16 protein-coding genes are annotated in these 17,755 nt (G+C 60.4%); 7 read left to right on the plus strand and 9 right to left on the minus strand.

Annotated elements, in window-relative coordinates; translation table 11 throughout:
* The first annotated feature begins 85 nt into the window (after nucleotides 1-85).
* The 3 genes from fabA (at nucleotide 86) to ACVVH8_RS22040 (ending at nucleotide 2,414) form a co-directional block, all read left to right on the plus strand.
* The gene (gene fabA, locus ACVVH8_RS22030; protein WP_003227150.1) at nucleotides 86-601 is read left to right on the plus strand and encodes a 3-hydroxyacyl-[acyl-carrier-protein] dehydratase FabA; all 516 of its coding nucleotides are present in this window, start codon (nucleotides 86-88) and stop codon (nucleotides 599-601) included.
* A gap of 11 nt (nucleotides 602-612) precedes the next feature.
* Entirely contained in the window at nucleotides 613-1,833 is a 1,221-nt protein-coding gene (gene fabB / locus ACVVH8_RS22035; protein WP_007968959.1) for a beta-ketoacyl-ACP synthase I, read from the plus strand.
* Between the two features lie 392 nt (nucleotides 1,834-2,225).
* Entirely contained in the window at nucleotides 2,226-2,414 is a 189-nt protein-coding gene (locus ACVVH8_RS22040; protein WP_007917473.1) for a hypothetical protein, read from the plus strand.
* 70 nt (nucleotides 2,415-2,484) lie between these two features.
* On the opposite strand, the gene ACVVH8_RS22045 is transcribed toward ACVVH8_RS22040, so the two are convergent.
* From ACVVH8_RS22045 to ACVVH8_RS22080, 8 genes are all read right to left on the minus strand, one after another.
* A complete protein-coding gene (locus tag ACVVH8_RS22045; RefSeq protein WP_475226343.1) occupies nucleotides 2,485-3,027 on the minus strand; it encodes a DUF2058 domain-containing protein in 543 nt (180 codons plus the stop codon).
* Between the two features lie 24 nt (nucleotides 3,028-3,051).
* Nucleotides 3,052-3,885, minus strand: coding sequence for a nucleoside triphosphate pyrophosphohydrolase (gene mazG / locus ACVVH8_RS22050; protein ID WP_103306869.1), 834 nt, complete (start codon nucleotides 3,883-3,885; stop codon nucleotides 3,052-3,054).
* Nucleotides 3,886-4,015: 130 nt separating this feature from the next.
* Complete coding sequence (gene relA / locus ACVVH8_RS22055) at nucleotides 4,016-6,259, minus strand: GTP diphosphokinase (RefSeq protein WP_007917476.1); 2,244 nt, start codon at nucleotides 6,257-6,259, stop codon at nucleotides 4,016-4,018.
* A gap of 101 nt (nucleotides 6,260-6,360) precedes the next feature.
* On the minus strand, nucleotides 6,361-7,737 hold the full coding sequence (gene rlmD, locus ACVVH8_RS22060) for a 23S rRNA (uracil(1939)-C(5))-methyltransferase RlmD (RefSeq protein ID WP_103306870.1): 1,377 nt from the start codon (nucleotides 7,735-7,737) through the stop codon (nucleotides 6,361-6,363).
* Entirely contained in the window at nucleotides 7,737-8,639 is a 903-nt protein-coding gene (cysM, locus tag ACVVH8_RS22065; protein WP_475231214.1) for a cysteine synthase CysM, read from the minus strand. The genes rlmD and cysM overlap by 1 nt, the downstream gene beginning before the upstream one ends.
* A 107-nt stretch (nucleotides 8,640-8,746) precedes the next feature.
* The gene (locus tag ACVVH8_RS22070) at nucleotides 8,747-9,772 is read right to left on the minus strand and encodes a PDDEXK nuclease domain-containing protein (RefSeq protein WP_475226346.1); all 1,026 of its coding nucleotides are present in this window, start codon (nucleotides 9,770-9,772) and stop codon (nucleotides 8,747-8,749) included.
* Nucleotides 9,773-10,043: 271 nt separating this feature from the next.
* Nucleotides 10,044-11,486 (minus strand): histidine kinase sensor domain-containing protein, encoded by a 1,443-nt coding sequence (locus ACVVH8_RS22075; protein WP_475226348.1) that lies wholly within the window; start codon nucleotides 11,484-11,486, stop codon nucleotides 10,044-10,046.
* On the minus strand, nucleotides 11,473-12,195 hold the full coding sequence (locus ACVVH8_RS22080; protein ID WP_103306874.1) for a response regulator transcription factor: 723 nt from the start codon (nucleotides 12,193-12,195) through the stop codon (nucleotides 11,473-11,475). The genes ACVVH8_RS22075 and ACVVH8_RS22080 overlap by 14 nt, the downstream gene beginning before the upstream one ends.
* A gap of 219 nt (nucleotides 12,196-12,414) precedes the next feature.
* On the opposite strand from ACVVH8_RS22080, the gene ACVVH8_RS22085 reads away from it, so the two are divergent.
* Together ACVVH8_RS22085 and ACVVH8_RS22090 are read left to right on the plus strand one after the other, a co-directional pair.
* A complete protein-coding gene (locus ACVVH8_RS22085) occupies nucleotides 12,415-15,168 on the plus strand; it encodes a response regulator (RefSeq protein WP_103306887.1) in 2,754 nt (917 codons plus the stop codon).
* A gap of 82 nt (nucleotides 15,169-15,250) precedes the next feature.
* The gene (locus ACVVH8_RS22090) at nucleotides 15,251-16,240 is read left to right on the plus strand and encodes a 2-hydroxyacid dehydrogenase (protein WP_475226351.1); all 990 of its coding nucleotides are present in this window, start codon (nucleotides 15,251-15,253) and stop codon (nucleotides 16,238-16,240) included.
* A gap of 12 nt (nucleotides 16,241-16,252) precedes the next feature.
* Here the strand turns inward: ACVVH8_RS22090 and ACVVH8_RS22095 are convergent, their stop codons facing one another.
* Entirely contained in the window at nucleotides 16,253-16,702 is a 450-nt protein-coding gene (locus ACVVH8_RS22095; RefSeq protein ID WP_103306876.1) for a hypothetical protein, read from the minus strand.
* A 133-nt stretch (nucleotides 16,703-16,835) separates the two neighbouring features.
* On the opposite strand from ACVVH8_RS22095, the gene ACVVH8_RS22100 reads away from it, so the two are divergent.
* Both ACVVH8_RS22100 and ACVVH8_RS22105 read left to right on the plus strand, forming a co-directional pair.
* Complete coding sequence (locus tag ACVVH8_RS22100; RefSeq protein WP_475226354.1) at nucleotides 16,836-17,270, plus strand: hypothetical protein; 435 nt, start codon at nucleotides 16,836-16,838, stop codon at nucleotides 17,268-17,270.
* A complete protein-coding gene (locus tag ACVVH8_RS22105) occupies nucleotides 17,270-17,674 on the plus strand; it encodes an META domain-containing protein (protein WP_103306878.1) in 405 nt (134 codons plus the stop codon). The genes ACVVH8_RS22100 and ACVVH8_RS22105 overlap by 1 nt, the downstream gene beginning before the upstream one ends.
* Nucleotides 17,675-17,755 lie beyond the last annotated feature (81 nt).

Below are 17,755 nucleotides of genomic sequence, written 5' to 3' on the forward strand. Positions count from 1 at the left end.
GTAGGCTGCCGGTTCGAGGCATGAACGCTTCGAACGGTCGGGAAGATTTGCCCCACCTGCCGCATGGGATTATTGAGGAGCTCGCATGACCAAACAAAACGCCTTTACTCGGGAAGATCTGCTGCGCTGCAGTCGCGGTGAGCTGTTCGGCCCAGGTAACGCGCAACTGCCCGCCCCGAACATGCTGATGGTCGATCGCATCACTCTGATCAGCGAAGAAGGCGGCAAGTACGGCAAAGGTGAATTGGTCGCCGAGCTGGATATCAACCCTGATCTGTGGTTCTTCGCGTGCCACTTCGAGGGCGATCCGGTGATGCCGGGCTGCCTGGGCCTGGACGCCATGTGGCAACTGGTTGGCTTCTTCCTCGGCTGGCAAGGCTTGCCGGGCCGTGGCCGTGCGCTGGGTTCGGGCGAAGTGAAATTCTTCGGCCAGGTCCTGCCGACCGCCAAGAAAGTCACCTACAACATTCATATCAAACGCGTCCTCAAGGGCAAGCTGAACCTGGCCATCGCCGATGGTTCGGTGACTGTCGACGGTCGCGAAATCTACACCGCCGAAGGCCTTCGCGTCGGCGTGTTCACCTCCACTGACAACTTCTAAGGGTTATTCGCATGCGCCGCGTCGTTATCACTGGTCTGGGCATCGTTTCGTGCCTGGGCAATGACAAAGAGACCGTCTCCGCTAACCTGCGTGCAAGCCGCCCTGGCATCCGGTTCAACCCGGAATATGCTGAAATGGGTCTGCGTAGCCAGGTTTCCGGCTCCATCGACCTCAACCTTGAAGAACTGATCGATCGCAAGATCTATCGTTTCGTCGGCCACGCAGCGGCTTACGCCTACCTGGCCATGAAAGACGCCATCACTGACTCCGGCCTGACCGAAGAGCAAGTGTCCAACCCGCGTACCGGTCTGATTGCCGGCTCGGGTGGTGCGTCCACCTTGAACCAGATGGAAGCGCTGGACATCCTGCGCGAGAAAGGCGTGAAACGCGTCGGCCCATACCGCGTCACGCGGACCATGAGCAGCACCGTTTCCGCTTGCCTGGCCACGCCGTTCAAGATCAAGGGCCTGAACTACTCCATCGCTTCTGCCTGCGCCACCAGTGCTCACTGCATCGGTACCGCCATGGAACAGATCCAGATGGGCAAACAGGACATCGTCTTCGCCGGTGGCGGTGAAGAAGAGCACTGGAGCCAGTCGTTCCTGTTCGACGCGATGGGCGCCCTGTCCAGCAAGCGTAACGACACCCCGGAACAGGCTTCCCGCGCCTACGACGCTGACCGTGACGGTTTCGTCATTGCTGGCGGTGGCGGCATGGTCGTGGTTGAAGAGCTGGAACACGCTCTGGCCCGTGGTGCGAAGATCTATGCGGAAATCGTTGGCTACGGCGCGACCTCCGACGGCTACGACATGGTTGCCCCGAGTGGCGAAGGCGCGATCCGCTGCATGCAGATGGCGATGTCCACCGTTGATACCCCGATCGACTACCTGAACACCCACGGCACTTCGACTCCGGTCGGCGACGTTGCGGAAATGAAAGGTGTGCGTGAAGTGTTCGGCGACAAGGCTCCAGCGATCAGCTCGACCAAGAGCCTGTCCGGTCACTCCCTGGGCGCCGCCGGCGTTCACGAAGCGATCTACTGCATGCTGATGATGGAAGGCAACTTCATTGCCGGTTCCGCCAACATCGACGAGCTGGACCCTGAAGTGGCCGATCTGCCGGTGCTGACCAAGACCCGCGAGAACGCCACCATCAACACCGTGATGAGCAACAGCTTCGGCTTCGGCGGCACCAACGCCACGCTGGTACTGAAGCGCTGGGAAGGCAAGTAATTCCCCAGGCTTGAGCCACACATGAAAACGCCCCGACTGGTTCGGGGCGTTTTTTTTCGCCTGCAGAAAGTAGCGGGAACACCACCGATCCCTGTGGGAGCTGGCTTGCCAGCGATGGCGTCAGCACGGGCAATATCTATGTTGTCTGACACTCCGCTATCGCTGGCAAGCCAGCTCCCACAGGGTTCTCGGGGTGTTCTGAAAATGAAACTTCTGTCATGAAACTTACCGCCCTGCGACCGAATGTCGCGGATTACGCGGCCTGCAGCACTGTTGCGTTTTACGCAAGAATACGTTGCACGAATCAAGCGTTTACTTAGCAAGCTAACAAATCATATAAAAGAGTCCTGCACACGCCTTGCTGCAGATAACTTGAGATTTGGAGCTAGCAGATGACTGTAAAAGTAACTGAACGCGACGATTCACACATGTCCCACGAAGGCGTAGCCGCCGGTATCCGTATCTGGGATGTGCATCAACAAGACTTGCTGGTCGGGATGTTCCACAACGAAATCGACGCCCACAACTACAAGGCCGAACTGGAAGTGCAAGAGCAGCAACGGGATCTGAAATCCGCCTGATTCAACCACAGCATTGAAAACGAAAAACCCCGCCATGAGCGGGGTTTTTCGTTGTTACAGCTTTATCGATTTACCACATCAGATCGTCAGGGATCTGATAGGCCGCGTACGGATCGTCCTCGGTGCTGACCTCTTCGGTCTGCACATTGAGTTGCACGATGCGCTGTGGATCGCGTTCCTGAATCTTCAGGGCCGCTTCACGCGGGATCACTTCGTAACCACCGGCATGGTGGACGATCGCCAGCGAACCGCTGCTGAGCTTGTTGCGCATCAGCGTGTTGACCGAGATGCGCTTGACCTTCTTGTCGTCGACGAAGTTGTAGTAGTCCTCGGTGGTCAGCTTCGGCAGACGCGAGACTTCGATCAACTGCTTGACCTGCGCAGTCCGGGCCTTGGCCTCGGCTTTTTCTTTCTGCTGACGGTTCAGCTCCTGGTCGCGCTTGACCTTCTCGGCCATGGCTTCCTGCGCGGCGCGCTGCTGCGAGTCATCCAGTTCGATCTGGCCTTTGTGGGCCAGACGCTGCTGCTTCTGCTTGTCCTTGCTGACCTGCTTGGCCTGCTTTTGGTTGACCAGACCTGCTTTGAGCAACTGATCGCGAAGGGAAATACTCATGTGCTTACTCACTTGGGCAGTTGCTCAGCCGCAGCTAGGCAAATTCTTTTCCTGACGTTTGGCTTCACCCCACAGGGCGTCCAACTCTTCGAGGGTGCAATCTTCTATGGGACGGTGGGTGTCGCGCAATGCCTGTTCGATAAAACGGAAACGTCTTTCGAATTTGCCATTGGCGCCACGCAGGGCAGTTTCCGGATCGACCTTCAGATGCCGAGCCAGATTGACCACGGAAAACAGCAGGTCGCCGATCTCCTCCGCCACCGCTTGGGGATCGTTTTCGGACATGGCTTCGAGCACTTCATCGAGCTCTTCGCGGACTTTGTCGAGCACGGGCAAGGCATCCGGCCAGTCGAAACCGACCTGCCCGGCGCGCTTCTGCAATTTGGCTGAACGGGACAATGCCGGCAGCGTTGCGGGCACATCATCGAGCAACGACAGTTGCTCGGGCGCGGCGGATTTCTCGGCGCGTTCTTCGGCCTTGATCTCCTCCCAGCGCTGCTTGACCTGCTCCTCAGTCAATCGCGGCACATCCAGCGGCGCGTAGAGATCGCCGGTCGGGAACACATGCGGATGCCGACGAATCAGCTTGCGGGTGATGCTGTCGATCACCCCGGCAAATTCGAAACGCCCTTCTTCCCGGGCCAACTGACTGTAATAGACGACCTGAAACAGCAGGTCACCAAGCTCGCCCTGCAAGTGATCGAAATCACCACGCTCGATGGCATCGGCCACTTCGTAGGCTTCTTCGAGAGTGTGCGGGACGATGGTTGCGTAGGTTTGCTTGATGTCCCACGGGCAACCGTACTGCGGATCGCGCAGGCGGCTCATCAAGTGCAGCAGGTCTTCAAGGCTGTACATCATTTTTCTTTCTCACCACAAAACCCTGTGGGAGCTGGCTTGCCAGCGATAGCGTCAGCTCGGTTCTGCTGAAAGACCGAGTTGCCTGCATCGCTGGCAAGCCAGCTCCCACATTGGGTCGAAGCCATGTTCACGGGGTGCGGTTACGCCGCGTTTCGATGATGTTCGGCAACTGCGAAATCCGCCCCAGCAAGCGTCCCAGCGCGTCCAGCCCCGGGATCTCGATGGTCAGCGACATCAGCGCGGTGTTGTCTTCCTTGTTCGAGCGGGTGTTGACCGCCAGCACGTTGATCCGCTCGTTGAGCAGCACCTGCGAGACGTCGCGCAGCAGACCGGAACGGTCGTAGGCGCGGATGACGATGTCCACCGGATAGGTGAGCACCGGCACCGGGCCCCAGCTGACCTGAATGATCCGCTCCGGCTCACGCCCGCCCAGTTGCAGCACCGAGGCGCAGTCCTGACGGTGAATGCTCACGCCACGGCCCTGGGTGATGTAACCGACAATCGCGTCGCCCGGCAGCGGCTGGCAGCAACCCGCCATCTGGGTCATCAGGTTGCCGACGCCCTGGATCTGAATGTCGCCACGCTTGCCCGGTTTGTACCCGGTGGCTTTGCGCGGAATCAGTTCCAGCTGTTCGTTGCCGCGTTCCGGCTCGACCAGTTGCTGCGCCAGGTTGACCAGTTGCGCAAGACGCAGGTCGCCGGCACCGAGGGCGGCGAACATGTCCTCGGCGGTTTTCATGTTGGCCTTGTCGGCCAGCTTGTCGAAATCCACCGCAGGCAGACCGAGACGCGTCAGTTCGCGCTCGATCAGGGTTTTACCGGCGGCGACGTTCTGGTCGCGGGCCTGCAATTTGAACCAGTGAACGATCTTCGCCCGTGCCCGCGAGGTGGTGACGTAACCCAGGTTGGAGTTCAGCCAGTCACGGCTCGGTGTGCCGTGTTTGCTGGTGATGATCTCGACCTGCTCACCGGTCTGCAGGCTGTAGTTGAGCGGCACGATGCGCCCGTTGATCTTCGCGCCACGGCAGTTGTGGCCGATCTCGGTGTGCACGCGGTAGGCAAAGTCCAGCGGCGTCGCGCCTTTCGGCAAGTCGATGGCATGACCGTCGGGGGTAAAGATGTACACCCGATCCGGCTCGATATCGACCCGCAGCTGTTCAGCCAGACCGCCGATGTCGCCCAGCTCTTCGTGCCACTCGAGGACCTGACGCAGCCAGGAGATTTTCTCTTCGTAGTGGTTGGAACCGGATTTGACGTCGGTGCCCTTGTAGCGCCAGTGCGCGCAAACGCCAAGTTCGGCTTCTTCGTGCATGGAGTGGGTGCGGATCTGCACCTCCAGCACTTTGCCTTCCGGGCCGATCACCGCGGTGTGCAGCGAGCGGTAGCCGTTCTCTTTCGGGTTGGCGATGTAGTCGTCGAATTCTTTCGGGATGTGCCGCCACAACGTGTGGACGATGCCAAGCGCGGTGTAGCAGTCGCGCATTTCCGGCACCAGCACTCGCACGGCGCGAACGTCGTAGATCTGGCTGAATTCCAGACCCTTGCGCTGCATTTTGCGCCAGATCGAATAAATGTGTTTGGCCCGCCCGCTGATGTCGGCGTCGACACCGGTGGCCTGCAGTTCGTCCTTGAGCTGGGTCATCACGTCGGCGATGAAACGCTCACGATCCAGCCGTCGCTCGTGGAGCAACTTGGCGATCTGTTTGTATTGATCAGGCTCGAGATAACGGAAGGACAAGTCCTCCAGTTCCCATTTGATATGGCCGATGCCGAGGCGGTGCGCGAGCGGCGCATAGATGTCGAAGACTTCGCGGGCGACGCGGTTACGCTTTTCGTCGTCGGCAGTTTTCACCGCACGAATGGCGCAGGTACGTTCGGCCAGTTTGATCAGCGCGACACGCACGTCGTCGACCATCGCCACGAGCATCTTGCGCAGGTTTTCCACCTGCCCTTGCGTACCCATGACCATCGACTGGCGCGGGCTGAGGCTGGCACTGATCGCGGCCATGCGCTGCACGCCGTCGATCAGTTTGGCCACCACCGGGCCGAAGCGCTGGCCGACGGCCGCGAGTTCGATCTGGCCTTCACGGACACCGCGATAAAGAACGGCGGCGACCAGCGAATCCTGATCGAGCTTGAGGTCGGCGAGAATCTCGGCGATCTCGAGTCCCGTGCTGAAACTGCCGGAGCCTTCGGCCCACAGATTCTTCTTGGCATTGGACTGTTGTTCGGCCTCGCGAGCGAACTCGCAGGCTTCTTTCAAGGCTTCGCGATCCAGTGCCAGATCGACACTGACCGCGTGATCGAGCCAAGCCTCGAGATTGATACTGCCGTCAGTGTTGATCGGCTGGTGTGCTCTCACCTGTACCATCTTGCTTTACCTTCCCTACGACGCAGATTCAATGCGTCAAATCGCTGACCTTCGTTGCCCGTTTGCGCTCGCGGGGCTAAAGCGAGCGCTGCGCGGACAGATCAGACGGATTCAGACGAGCCATCCTGGCTCGCTTCAAATAACGCCATGGCCTCGACATGTGCCGTCTGAGGAAACATATCGAGAATCCCGGCACGTTTTAACCGGTAGCCCTGCTTGATCAATTCGACCGTATCGCGCGCCAGAGTTGCAGGGTTGCACGACACATACACCAACCGCTTGGCACCCAAGGTCGCAAGCTTGCGCACCACCTCGAAAGCACCGTCACGCGGTGGGTCCAAGAGTACCGCAGAAAAGCCGTTTCCGATCCACTGGGCATCGGTCAAAGGCTGGGATAAATCGGCTTGAAAAAACTTTGTGTTATGCAAATTGTTGCTAGCGGCGTTCGCGGCGGCGCGATCGACCATGGTCTGCACGCCCTCCACCGCCACCACTTCGCGCACGCTTTGGGCCAGCGGCAAGGCGAAGTTGCCCAAGCCGCAGAACAGGTCGAGTACACGCTCATCGCGGGTCGGCTTCAGCCAGTCCAGCGCTTGCGCGACCATCGCTTCGTTGACCCCGGCGTTGACCTGAATGAAATCTCCCGGCCGCCAGGCCAGATCCAGCCCCCACTGCTCCAGGCGATAGCCCAGCGACTGGGTGATGTCGACCGGTTGCGGTTCGCCTTCGCCATGCAGCCACAGTTGCGCTTCATGGAACTGGCAGAAGTCCTTGAGAATCGTCAGATCCGCTTCGGACAACGGCGCCATGTGCCGCAACAGCACCGCCAGCGATGAACCGCTGAACAACTCGACATGGCCCAGAGCCTGCGGTTTGCTCAGGCGACGAAGCATCTCCGGCAGACGGGTCATGATCGGTTGCAAGGGCTGTACCAGCACCGGGCATTCGCTGATGGCGACGATGTCCTGACTGCCGGCAGCGCGGAAACCGACATCGAGCTTTTTCGCCTTGATGTCCCAGCGCACCGCAATGCGGGCACGACGGCGATAGCCGAACTCAGGGCCGGTCAACGGCGCTGCCCACTCTTGCGGTTCGACACCGGCAACCTTCGCCAATTGCTCGGCGAGCATGCGCTGTTTCAGGGCAAGCTGTTCGCTGTGGGGCAAATGCTGAACACTGCAACCGCCACAGCGGCCGGCGTGCTGACACGGTGCCGGGCGGCGCAGCTCACTGGCCTTGAACACCCGTTCGGTGCGCGCCTCGACCACTTTGCCGTGGGCGCCGAGCACCCGCGCTTCGACCTCTTCACCGGCGAGGGCGCCGAGGACGAACCAGGTTTTCCCTTCGAAAAACGCGATACCGCGACCGTCATTGGCCAGACGCTCGATGGTCAAGCGCTGTTTTTTGCCGGTCGGGATTTGCGGGGCCTTGCTGCCGCCGGTGGGCTGGAAGCGCAGGCCTCTCTCGTGCTTGGCCATCAGTTGGGCGCGTCGAAAATGCCGGTCGACAGATAACGGTCGCCACGGTCGCAGATGATCGCAACGATCACCGCGTTTTCAACTTCTTTGGACAGGCGCAGCATCGCTGCCACCGCACCGCCCGAGGACACGCCACAGAAAATGCCTTCTTCGCGGGCCAGACGACGGGTGACGTCCTCGGCTTCGCTTTGCGCCATGTCGACGATGCGGTCGACGCGGTCGGCCTGGTAGATCTTCGGCAGGTATTCCTGCGGCCAGCGACGGATGCCGGGAATGGCCGAGCCTTCCATCGGTTGCAGACCGACGATCTGCACGTTGTCGCTCTGCTCTTTCAGGTAGCGCGACACGCCCATGATGGTGCCGGTAGTACCCATCGAGCTGACGAAATGAGTGATGGTGCCCTGGGTCTGACGCCAGATTTCCGGGCCGGTGGTGGTGTAGTGCGCTTCAGGGTTATCGCCATTGGCGAACTGATCGAGCACCTTGCCACGGCCTTCGGCTTCCATGCGCTGCGCGAGATCGCGCGCGCCTTCCATGCCCTCTTCCTGGCTGACCAGAATCAACTCGGCACCGTACGCGGTCATCGCCGCTTTACGCTCGGCGCTGGAGTTGTCCGGCATGATCAGGATCATCTTGTAACCCTTGATCGCGGCGGCCATGGCCAGGGCGATGCCGGTGTTGCCCGAGGTCGCTTCGATCAGCGTATCGCCCACGTGGATCTGCCCGCGCAGTTCGGCACGGGTGATCATCGACAGCGCCGGACGATCCTTGACCGAACCCGCCGGGTTGTTCCCTTCGAGCTTGAGCAATAGGGTGTTGCTGGTGGCACCGGGCAGGCGCTGCAAACGCACCAGCGGAGTGTTGCCGACGCAATCGGCGATGGTTGGGTACTGCAGGGTCATGGCGTATTCGCAATCCAGACGTGCGGGGGCGCCTATCATACCGGCAAACCCGCGCAGGCCATATCACGCAAAGTGCGGTGCTTATGGTTTATGGGAATAAGGAGAGGCTAGCCAACGTTTTCCGGGTGCGCGGTATCCAACGCGTAAAACTCATGTAGTTTGGCTTGAAGCAGTTGTTTATCCGGCAAGCAGGTTTGATATTGCGCGATCAATGCCGGGGAAAGACTGCGATTGAGAGAGTACTCGACGACCTCGTCCTCCTTGCTGGCGCACAGCAGTAAACCGATGGCCCGGTTTTCGTGGGGCTTGCGGACATTGCGATCCAGTGCCTCAAGATAGAAATCCATCTTGCCGAGGTACTCCGGTTCAAAGCGCCCGACCTTGAGTTCAATGGCCACCAGACAGTTAAGCCCCCGGTGGAAAAACAGAAGATCGAGAGAGAAATCCCGGCCACCGACTTGCAATGGATATTCGGAACCGACAAAGCAGAAGTCGCGACCAAGTTCGATCAAGAAGATCCTGAGGCGTGATAGCAGGCCTTGGTGCAAATTGGTTTCGGAATGAGCAGAGGGCAGATCGAGGAACTCGACCATGTAGGTATCACGGAAAATCTCGAGTGCTGCGGGATGGGCTTGTTTCAGTGCCGCGGAAGCTTTCGCCGGGTTGGTGACGCTTCGTTCGAACAGAGCCGTTTTGAATTGGCGCTCCAACTCTCTTGTAGACCACTTCTCCTGAATGGCCATCCGCAGATAAAACTCGCGCTCTTCAGAGAGCTTACTCTGAGTAAAAATGAGTAAATTATGAGTCCAAGGCAATTGTGTCAGCAGTGCTGACACTTTCTGATCGCCTCGATAAATCTCATAGAACTGGCGCATCCGAAACAAATTGCGCCGAGTGAACCCTCGCAACCCCGGTTGTGTCAGAGCCAGATGATCGGCCAATTGCCCCACCACCGAATCCCCCCACTCCGCCTGCTCAATCTTGCGACTGATGTGCGCCCCCACCTGCCAATAAAGCTCAATCAGCTGTGTATTGACCGCTTGCATGGCCTTATGCCTGGAACTGTGAATCAGCGCGAGCACTTCGTTGAAGCGTTCGCCATCCGGGCTGCCAGTAAGGCTGGATACAGTCATGCGCAATTCCTTGGAGATCAGCTGAGGCACGAGCCTAAACCGTTCAGGACGCTAAAAATGACCGCTGATACAGCTTGGGAAATGTCGTACAAAAGAAGGCGAGCGCTCCTGCATACTCGCAGGATTGGCCTCCGCCAACGGACTACATCGCGAGCAAGCTCGCTCTTACAGGGTGATAGGCATTCATGTAGGAACTGCGGACCGCTGCGATCTTTTGATCTTGCCCCTTAACAACATCAAAAGATCGCAAACTCGTTTCACTCGACAGCTCCTACAGAGTTTGGTGTTGGGCGAAGATTGGTGGCACGCTGCTGGAACCTGTGGGAGCTGGCTTGCCAGCGATGGCGTCGGGACTGACAGCGCCATCATCAGCCACCAACCGCAGATTCAGCCGCAACCCCGAACCGCTGTTCTGCGCCCAAAGACGCCCACCCTGGCGCTGCACCGCATTCCGCGCAATGCTCAAACCCAAGCCAAACCCGCCATCCCCCGGCCGCGAACCGTCGAGCCGGGTAAACGGCGAAAAGATCCGTTCAAGATCTGCTTCGGCCACGCCGCCGCCCTGATCCTCCAGCCACAGGTGCCAGTACTCGCCATCCCGTCGCCCATCGAGCCGTACGATCCCGCCTGCCGGCGAATGTCGAATGGCGTTGCGCAAAATGTTCTCCAACGCCTGCGCCAGCGTATTCAAGTTGCCCCGCACCCAGCACGACGCTTCCACCGCGCACTGCAATTGCAGACTCGGCCAGCCGCTTTCATAACAGGCGTTGTCGGTGAGCATCTCCCACAAGGCCTGGATCTGAATCGCTTCGTCTGGCAGTGGCGAACGGTCGGTATCGAGCCAGGCCAGTTGCAACGTGTCTTCGACCAACCGTTGCATGCCGTCGACTTCGCGGCCGATGCGTTCGCGCAATTGCGGCAAAGCCTGTTCACTTTCGCTGGCCACGCGCAGCCGGCTCAGCGGGGTTCGCAGTTCATGGGACAGGTCGCGCAGCAATTGCTGCTGCACGGCGACGGTGGTTTGCAGGCGTTCGGACATCGAGTCGAACGCCCGGGCCAGTTCGCCGAGTTCGTCCGGCCTCTGGGTGATGCCGCTCGACAGCCGTACATTCAATTGATCGGCGCGCCAGGCATTGGCCTGCTCCCGCAGGTTGTTCAGCGGCACCACCAGCAAGCGGTACAGCCCGACGCACAACAATAAAGTGAACAGCCCGGGAATCACGCCATTGGTGATGACCCGCCAGAACACCCGGTATTTACCCGGCACAAAGCGTTCGGGTAATTCGATCACCAGACTGCCGACGGACGGATCCTTGGGAAACGGGATACGCAACCACGGCCGGCCTTGCTTGTGGATCGGCCAGTCGAGGCCGCGCAAGAAGGTCAGGTGCTGTATTTCCTGTTCATTCAATGGGTCACTGCTAAGCGACTGCAAATTGCCGCCGATGACGCCGACCCAACTGGCCTCGCGCAACTCCATGCTCTGCAACCAGTCATCGACGCCGCTGCGCCCGCCTCGCTGCCACGCCTGCTCGGCTTGCGCGGCATAACGGGCCAGCGTGCCGCGCGCCTCGTCCGAGAGGAACTGGTTGCGCTGCTCCATGTACCGGCCCCACGACCAACTGAGCCAGATCATCAACAGGCAGAACGCGACCAGCAGACAGGCCAGTTTCCAGAACAACGAGTGCCGTCCCGGCAGCTCAGACATTTTCATCAGCAGCACTCAACACGTAACCCTTGCCCCACACCGTGCGCACTTCCCGCTCGGTGTAGCCGATGGCTTTGAGTTTGCGGCGGATCTGGCTGATGTGCATGTCGAGACTGCGGTCGTGCGCGGCGTAGCCGCGTTGCAGGACGTGCTGGTAAAGGAAAGCCTTGCTCAGCACTTCTTCATCATTACGGTTGAGGGTTTCCAACAGGCGGAATTCGCTGCGGGTCAGACCGGCCGCTTGCTCGCGGAAGAACACATCGCATTGCTCATCGTCAAAGTGCAGCGTGCCCGTAGCCACCGGCACAGCCAGCGCCGCGGGACGACGATCAAGGGCCACCCGCCGCAGGATCGCTTCGATGCGCACATGCAGTTCGGCCATGCTGAACGGCTTGGGCAGGTAATCGTCGGCGCCCAGACGGAAACCACTGATGCGATCGGCCTCGGCACCGAGGGCCGACATCAGCAGCACCGGCGTCGAGTGGCTCTGGCGCAGTTGAGTCAGCAGGTTCAGGCCATCCAGCCCCGGTAACAGAATGTCCATCAACACCACGTCGAATACCTGGCGCCTGGCGATGTTCAAGCCTTCCTGACCGTTCTGACACCAGGTCACCTGAAAGCCGCTGCGGCCCAGATGTTCGTGAACATAGGCACCCAGAACCGGATCGTCCTCGATGGAAAGTATGCGTGGTTGGCCAACGGAAACAGGAGTCATGAGTATCTGCAAGTAATTCTCAGTTGAGCGCGATTATTCAAGATTGCCGGGCAGCGGGCAACTCAAGGTTGCGCCGTCGGACGAACGCGCCTGCGCTGGCGGACAGCAGACGAGAGTATTTTTCCGGAGATTGCCCGCGAGCAAATCGCTACACTGCGCCAATGTCGCGTGCCGGATGCACGCATGAGTCAACGGATCAGCGGGATGCAGGAGATAGGCGTGCTCAAGAAACTGGGAATCAAAGGTCGCGTGTTGTTGCTGACCTTGTTGCCGACCAGCCTGATGGCGCTGGTGTTGGGTGGTTATTTCACCTGGACGCAGCAGTCCGACCTGCAGACCCAATTAATGCAGCGCGGCGAAATGATCGCCGAGCAACTCGCACCGTTAGTGGCACCCGCCATGGGTCATGGCAACAGCGACTTGCTGGAGCGCATCGCCACTCAGTCCCTCGAACAACCCGATGTGCGCGCAGTGACCTTCCTCGCACCGGACCGCTCGCCGCTGGCCCACGCCGGCCCGACCATGCTCAATCAGGCACCGAGCGGTGACAGCGCGCACTTGCAACGGCGCAGCGGCAATGACGCGACCCGCTACCTGATGCCGGTGTTCGGCAAGCACCGCAACCTCGCTGGCGAGTTGATCCCCGAAGAATCCGACCGTCTGCTCGGCTGGGTCGAACTGGAACTGTCACACAACGGCATGCTGCTGCGCGGTTATCGCAGCCTGTTCGCCAGCCTGTTGCTGATTGCCGCCGGGCTTGCCGGTGCTGCGCTGCTCGCCTTGCGCATGGGCCGCACCATCAATCGTCCGCTGAGCCAGATCAAACAGGCTGTCGCGCAACTCAAGGATGGCCACCTGGAAACCCGCCTGCCACCGCTCGGCAGTCAGGAGCTGGATGAACTGGCGTCGGGCATCAATCGCATGGCCGGCACCTTGCAGAACGCCCGCGAAGAACTGCAGCACAGCGTCGATCAGGCCACCGAAGACGTCCGGCAGAACCTGGAAACCATCGAGATCCAGAACATCGAACTGGATCTGGCCCGTAAAGAAGCGCTGGAAGCGAGCCGGATCAAATCCGAATTCCTGGCCAACATGAGTCACGAGATCCGCACGCCGCTCAATGGCATTCTCGGCTTCACGCATCTGCTGCAAAAAAGCGAGCTGACCCCGCGCCAGCTCGACTACCTGGGCACCATCGAAAAATCCGCCGACAGCCTGCTCGGGATCATCAACGAGATCCTCGACTTCTCGAAAATCGAGGCGGGCAAACTGGTACTCGACCACATTCCGTTCAACTTGCGCGATCTGTTGCAGGACACCCTGACCATCCTCGCCCCCGCCGCTCACGCCAAGCAGTTGGAGCTGGTCAGCCTGGTTTATCGCGATACGCCGCTGTCGCTGGTCGGTGATCCGTTACGCCTGAAGCAGATCCTCACCAACCTGGTGAGCAACGCGATCAAGTTCACCCGCGAAGGCACCATCGTCGCCCGGGCGATGCTCGAAGAAGAACACGAAGACAGCGTGCAACTGCGCATCAGTATTCAGGACACCGGCATCGGCCTGTCGAATCAGGACGTGCGCGCGTTGTTCCAGGCGTTCAGTCAGGCCGACAACTCGCTGTCGCGTCAGCCCGGCGGTACAGGGCTGGGGCTGGTGATTTCCAAGCGCCTGATCGAACAGATGGGCGGCGAGATCGGCGTCGACAGCACACCGGGCGAAGGCTCGGAATTCTGGATCAGCCTGAGCCTGCCGAAAACCCGTGACGACGCCGAAGACCTGCCCTCGGCGCCGTTGCTCGGACGCCGTGTAGCGGTGCTGGAAAACCACGAACTGGCGCGTCAGGCCTTGCAGCATCAACTGGAAGACTGCGGCCTCAATGTCACGCCGTTCAACACCCTGGAAAGCCTGACCAATGGCGTCACCGGCGCGCATCAGACCGATCAGGCTATTGATCTGGCGGTAATCGGCATCACCAGCAACGACATACTGCCGGAGCGCCTGAACCAGCACATCTGGGACCTCGAACACCTCGGCTGCAAAGTGCTGGTGCTGTGCCCGACCACCGAACAGACACTGTTCCATCTATCGGTGCCCAACCCGCACAGCCAGCTGCAAGCCAAACCGGCCTGTACGCGCAAATTGCGCCGCGCCCTGTCGGATCTGGCCAACCCGCGCCAACCACGCAACGAGCCGAACGAACCATTGTCGAGTCGCGCACCAAAGGTGCTGTGTGTCGATGACAACCCGGCCAATCTGTTGCTGGTGCAAACGCTGCTCGAAGACATGGGCGCCAAGGTTCTCGCGGTGGAAAGCGGTTATGCAGCGGTCAAAGCGGTGCAGACCGAATCCTTCGACCTGGTGTTGATGGACGTCCAGATGCCCGGCATGGACGGGCGTCAAAGCACCGAAACCATTCGCCAGTGGGAAAGCGAACGGCATTGCACACCCCTGCCGATCGTCGCGCTCACCGCGCATGCTATGGCCAACGAAAAACGTGCGTTGCTGCAAAGCGGCATGGACGACTACCTGACCAAACCGATCAGCGAGCGGCAACTGGCGCAGGTGGTGCTGAAATGGACCGGTCTGGCCCTGCGCAATCAGGCGCCGGAGCGGGTCAGTGACAGCGCGGCGGGCAATCACGAATTGCCGGTGCTCGATCACGAGGAAGGCTTGCGTCTGGCCGCTGGCAAGGCGGACCTCGCGGCGGACATGCTGGCGATGCTGCTGGCCTCGCTGGAAGCCGACCGCGAAGCCATTCGCACGGCACGCGACAGCCACGACCAGAATGCCCTGATTGAACGTGTACATCGCCTGCACGGCGCCACGCGTTATTGCGGCGTCCCGCAATTGCGCGCCGCCTGTCAGCGCAGCGAAACCCTGCTCAAACAGGACGACCCGAAAGCGTCGACGGCGCTGGATGAGCTGGAACGGGCGATCAACCGCCTCGCCGCGCAAGCGAAGATCAGCGCCTGACCCAGCGCAATACCGGCCAGCGCGAACACCGATAAAGTTGACTTGGTTTATGCCACCCGAGTCGATGCTCCAGGAGGATTTCATGCGCACGATCGTTTTCAGCAGCCAGACCTACGACCGCGACAGTTTCCTTGATGCCGATTGCCCGGCGGGCATCGAACTGCATTTTCAACCGGCGCGGCTGAGTCTCGACACTGCCGCACTGGCCGAACAGCACGAAGTGGTTTGCGCCTTTATCAACGACGACCTCAGCGCCGCCGTGCTGGAGCGTCTGGCGGCCGGCGGCACACGCCTGATCGCCCTGCGCTCGGCCGGTTACAACCATGTCGATCTGGCCGCGGCGAAACGCCTGGGCCTTGACGTCGTGCGTGTCCCGGCCTACTCGCCGCATGCGGTGGCCGAGCATGCCGTGGCCCTGATCCTCGCCCTCAACCGGCGCTTGCACCGCGCCTACAACCGCACCCGTGAAGGCGATTTCAGTCTGCATGGCCTGACCGGTTTCGATCTGGTCGGCAAGACGGTCGGCATCGTCGGCACCGGGCAGATCGGCGCCACCTTCGCGAAAATCATGCACGGTTTCGGTTGTGAATTGCTCGCGTACGACCCGTACCCGAATCCTCAGGTGCTGGCCTTGGGTGCCCGTTATCTGAGCCTGCCGGAGTTACTCGCGCAGTCGCGAATCATCAGCCTGCACTGCCCGCTCAACGAGCAGAGCAAACACCTGATCAACCGCGACTCACTGGCGCACATGCAGGCGGGGGCGATGCTCATCAACACCGGTCGCGGCGGTCTGGTGGACACCCCGGCGCTGATCGATGCCTTGAAGGACGGGCAACTGGGTTATCTGGGTCTGGATGTGTATGAGGAAGAGGCGCAGCTGTTTTTCGAGGACCGCTCCGACCTGCCGTTGCAGGACGACGTGCTGGCGCGCTTGCTGACCTTTCCGAATGTGATCATCACCGCGCATCAGGCGTTTCTGACACGCGAGGCGCTGGGCGCGATTGCCGCGACGACCCTGGACAATATCGCGACCTGGGTTGCGGGGTCACCGCAGAACCAGGTCGAGGGCTAGGCGCTTTAGCGCTTACTTAAGGGAGGACGCCAGAATCAGCAGCGCCAGCCAGCCAAAACCAAACAGGCGTTGTTTTGCCGAGTGGCCATTGCGCAGCAGGAACCAGACAAACACCATCGGCAACAGGAACACCATGATCTTCAGCCAGCCTTCCACCGGGCGGCTGCCATCCTCATTGATATGCGTCACCGCCGCTTGCGCGGCCGGTTGCTGACGCCGTTGCCCCGCCGCTGCCGGCATGATGTTCGGTAACGGCTCTGGACTTTCAGGCGCGATGACAGCAGCCTCGGCCACAGTCCTGTTGCGCGGCAGACTGCCGAAAGAAATCGTCGCAGGCTTAGCCGGTGCCCCGGCGCTCTGCGCGTCGGCCTGTTGTTGCGCCATCGGCGCCCCGCAATGAATGCACGCCGAGGCTTGCGAGCTGATGCTGCGCTTACATTCATAACATTCGATCAGCGCCATGTTCCGTTCCTTCAGAGTCGAGGGCGGCAGTTTGCCATGGGCCAAGGTCGATTTGAACCTGATCGAAGGTCGCAAGCGCACGTCAATTTGCAACGTGGCCCGTGCTAGCATGTCGCGCATATTTGGAGGACCCATGGTCGAACACGATTTCCGCTACAACCTGATGAACCCGCAACACACCCTCACCGAATGCCGCGCCCTTGTACCGGGCCGCTATCAGGTCACCGGCAACGGTGGCTCGATCCGTATCGGTGATGCCCTGTTGGTCACCCTCAAAGGCAGCAAGGACTTGTCCATGCGCCTGACCGTCGAAACCGTCCGCCACCTGATCAACCCGCCAGGCCAATGGACTGCGATGACCACGGGCCCGGTGTTCGGCGAACTGGCGATTCACACCTGGCAGGTCAACTGCGACAGCTGCGCCAAAGAGCTGAGCTTCGAGTTCGCAGTAGACGCCAAGCTGGGCAAAGCCGCAGAAAAACCGGCCGCCACGGCGCGCATTGCCGAGTTGGGCTGGAAAGCCGTTGGCGAGAAACATCTGTGCCCGAACTGCCAGGAGCCTGCGTGATGAAACGCCTTGCCCTGACCGCTCTGGTCGGTGTTGGTCTGGCGGGCTGCGCCGCGGAGCCTGTGCAACTGCAACAGAACCGCAGCTACATTCTGGAGTGGATCGGCGAACGGCCATTGATGGATTACAGCCATCTGACCGTGACCCTCGGCGATGATGGCCGCGCCTACGGCAACGGCGGCTGCAACCATTGGTTTGCGCCGTACACCCTCGATGGCGACAAGCTGAGCTTCGGCAAGATCGGCAAGACCCGCAAACTGTGCGCGCCGGCACTGATGGAGCAGGAACAACGCTTCCTTCAGGCACTGGAGCAGGTCGAGCGCTGGGATATTTCGCCGATCGAACAGATGCGCTTCTGGCCGGCGCAAGGCAAGCCGCTGCGCTGGTGGCTGGAAGAGGGTTGACCCTCAGACAGCCGAAGCCCTCATCGGAACGCCGCCCGCCTAGCCCTCTCCCAGAGGGAGAGGGGACTGATTGGGGAATAT

Source organism: Pseudomonas trutticola BRTCR10, assembly GCF_056155105.1.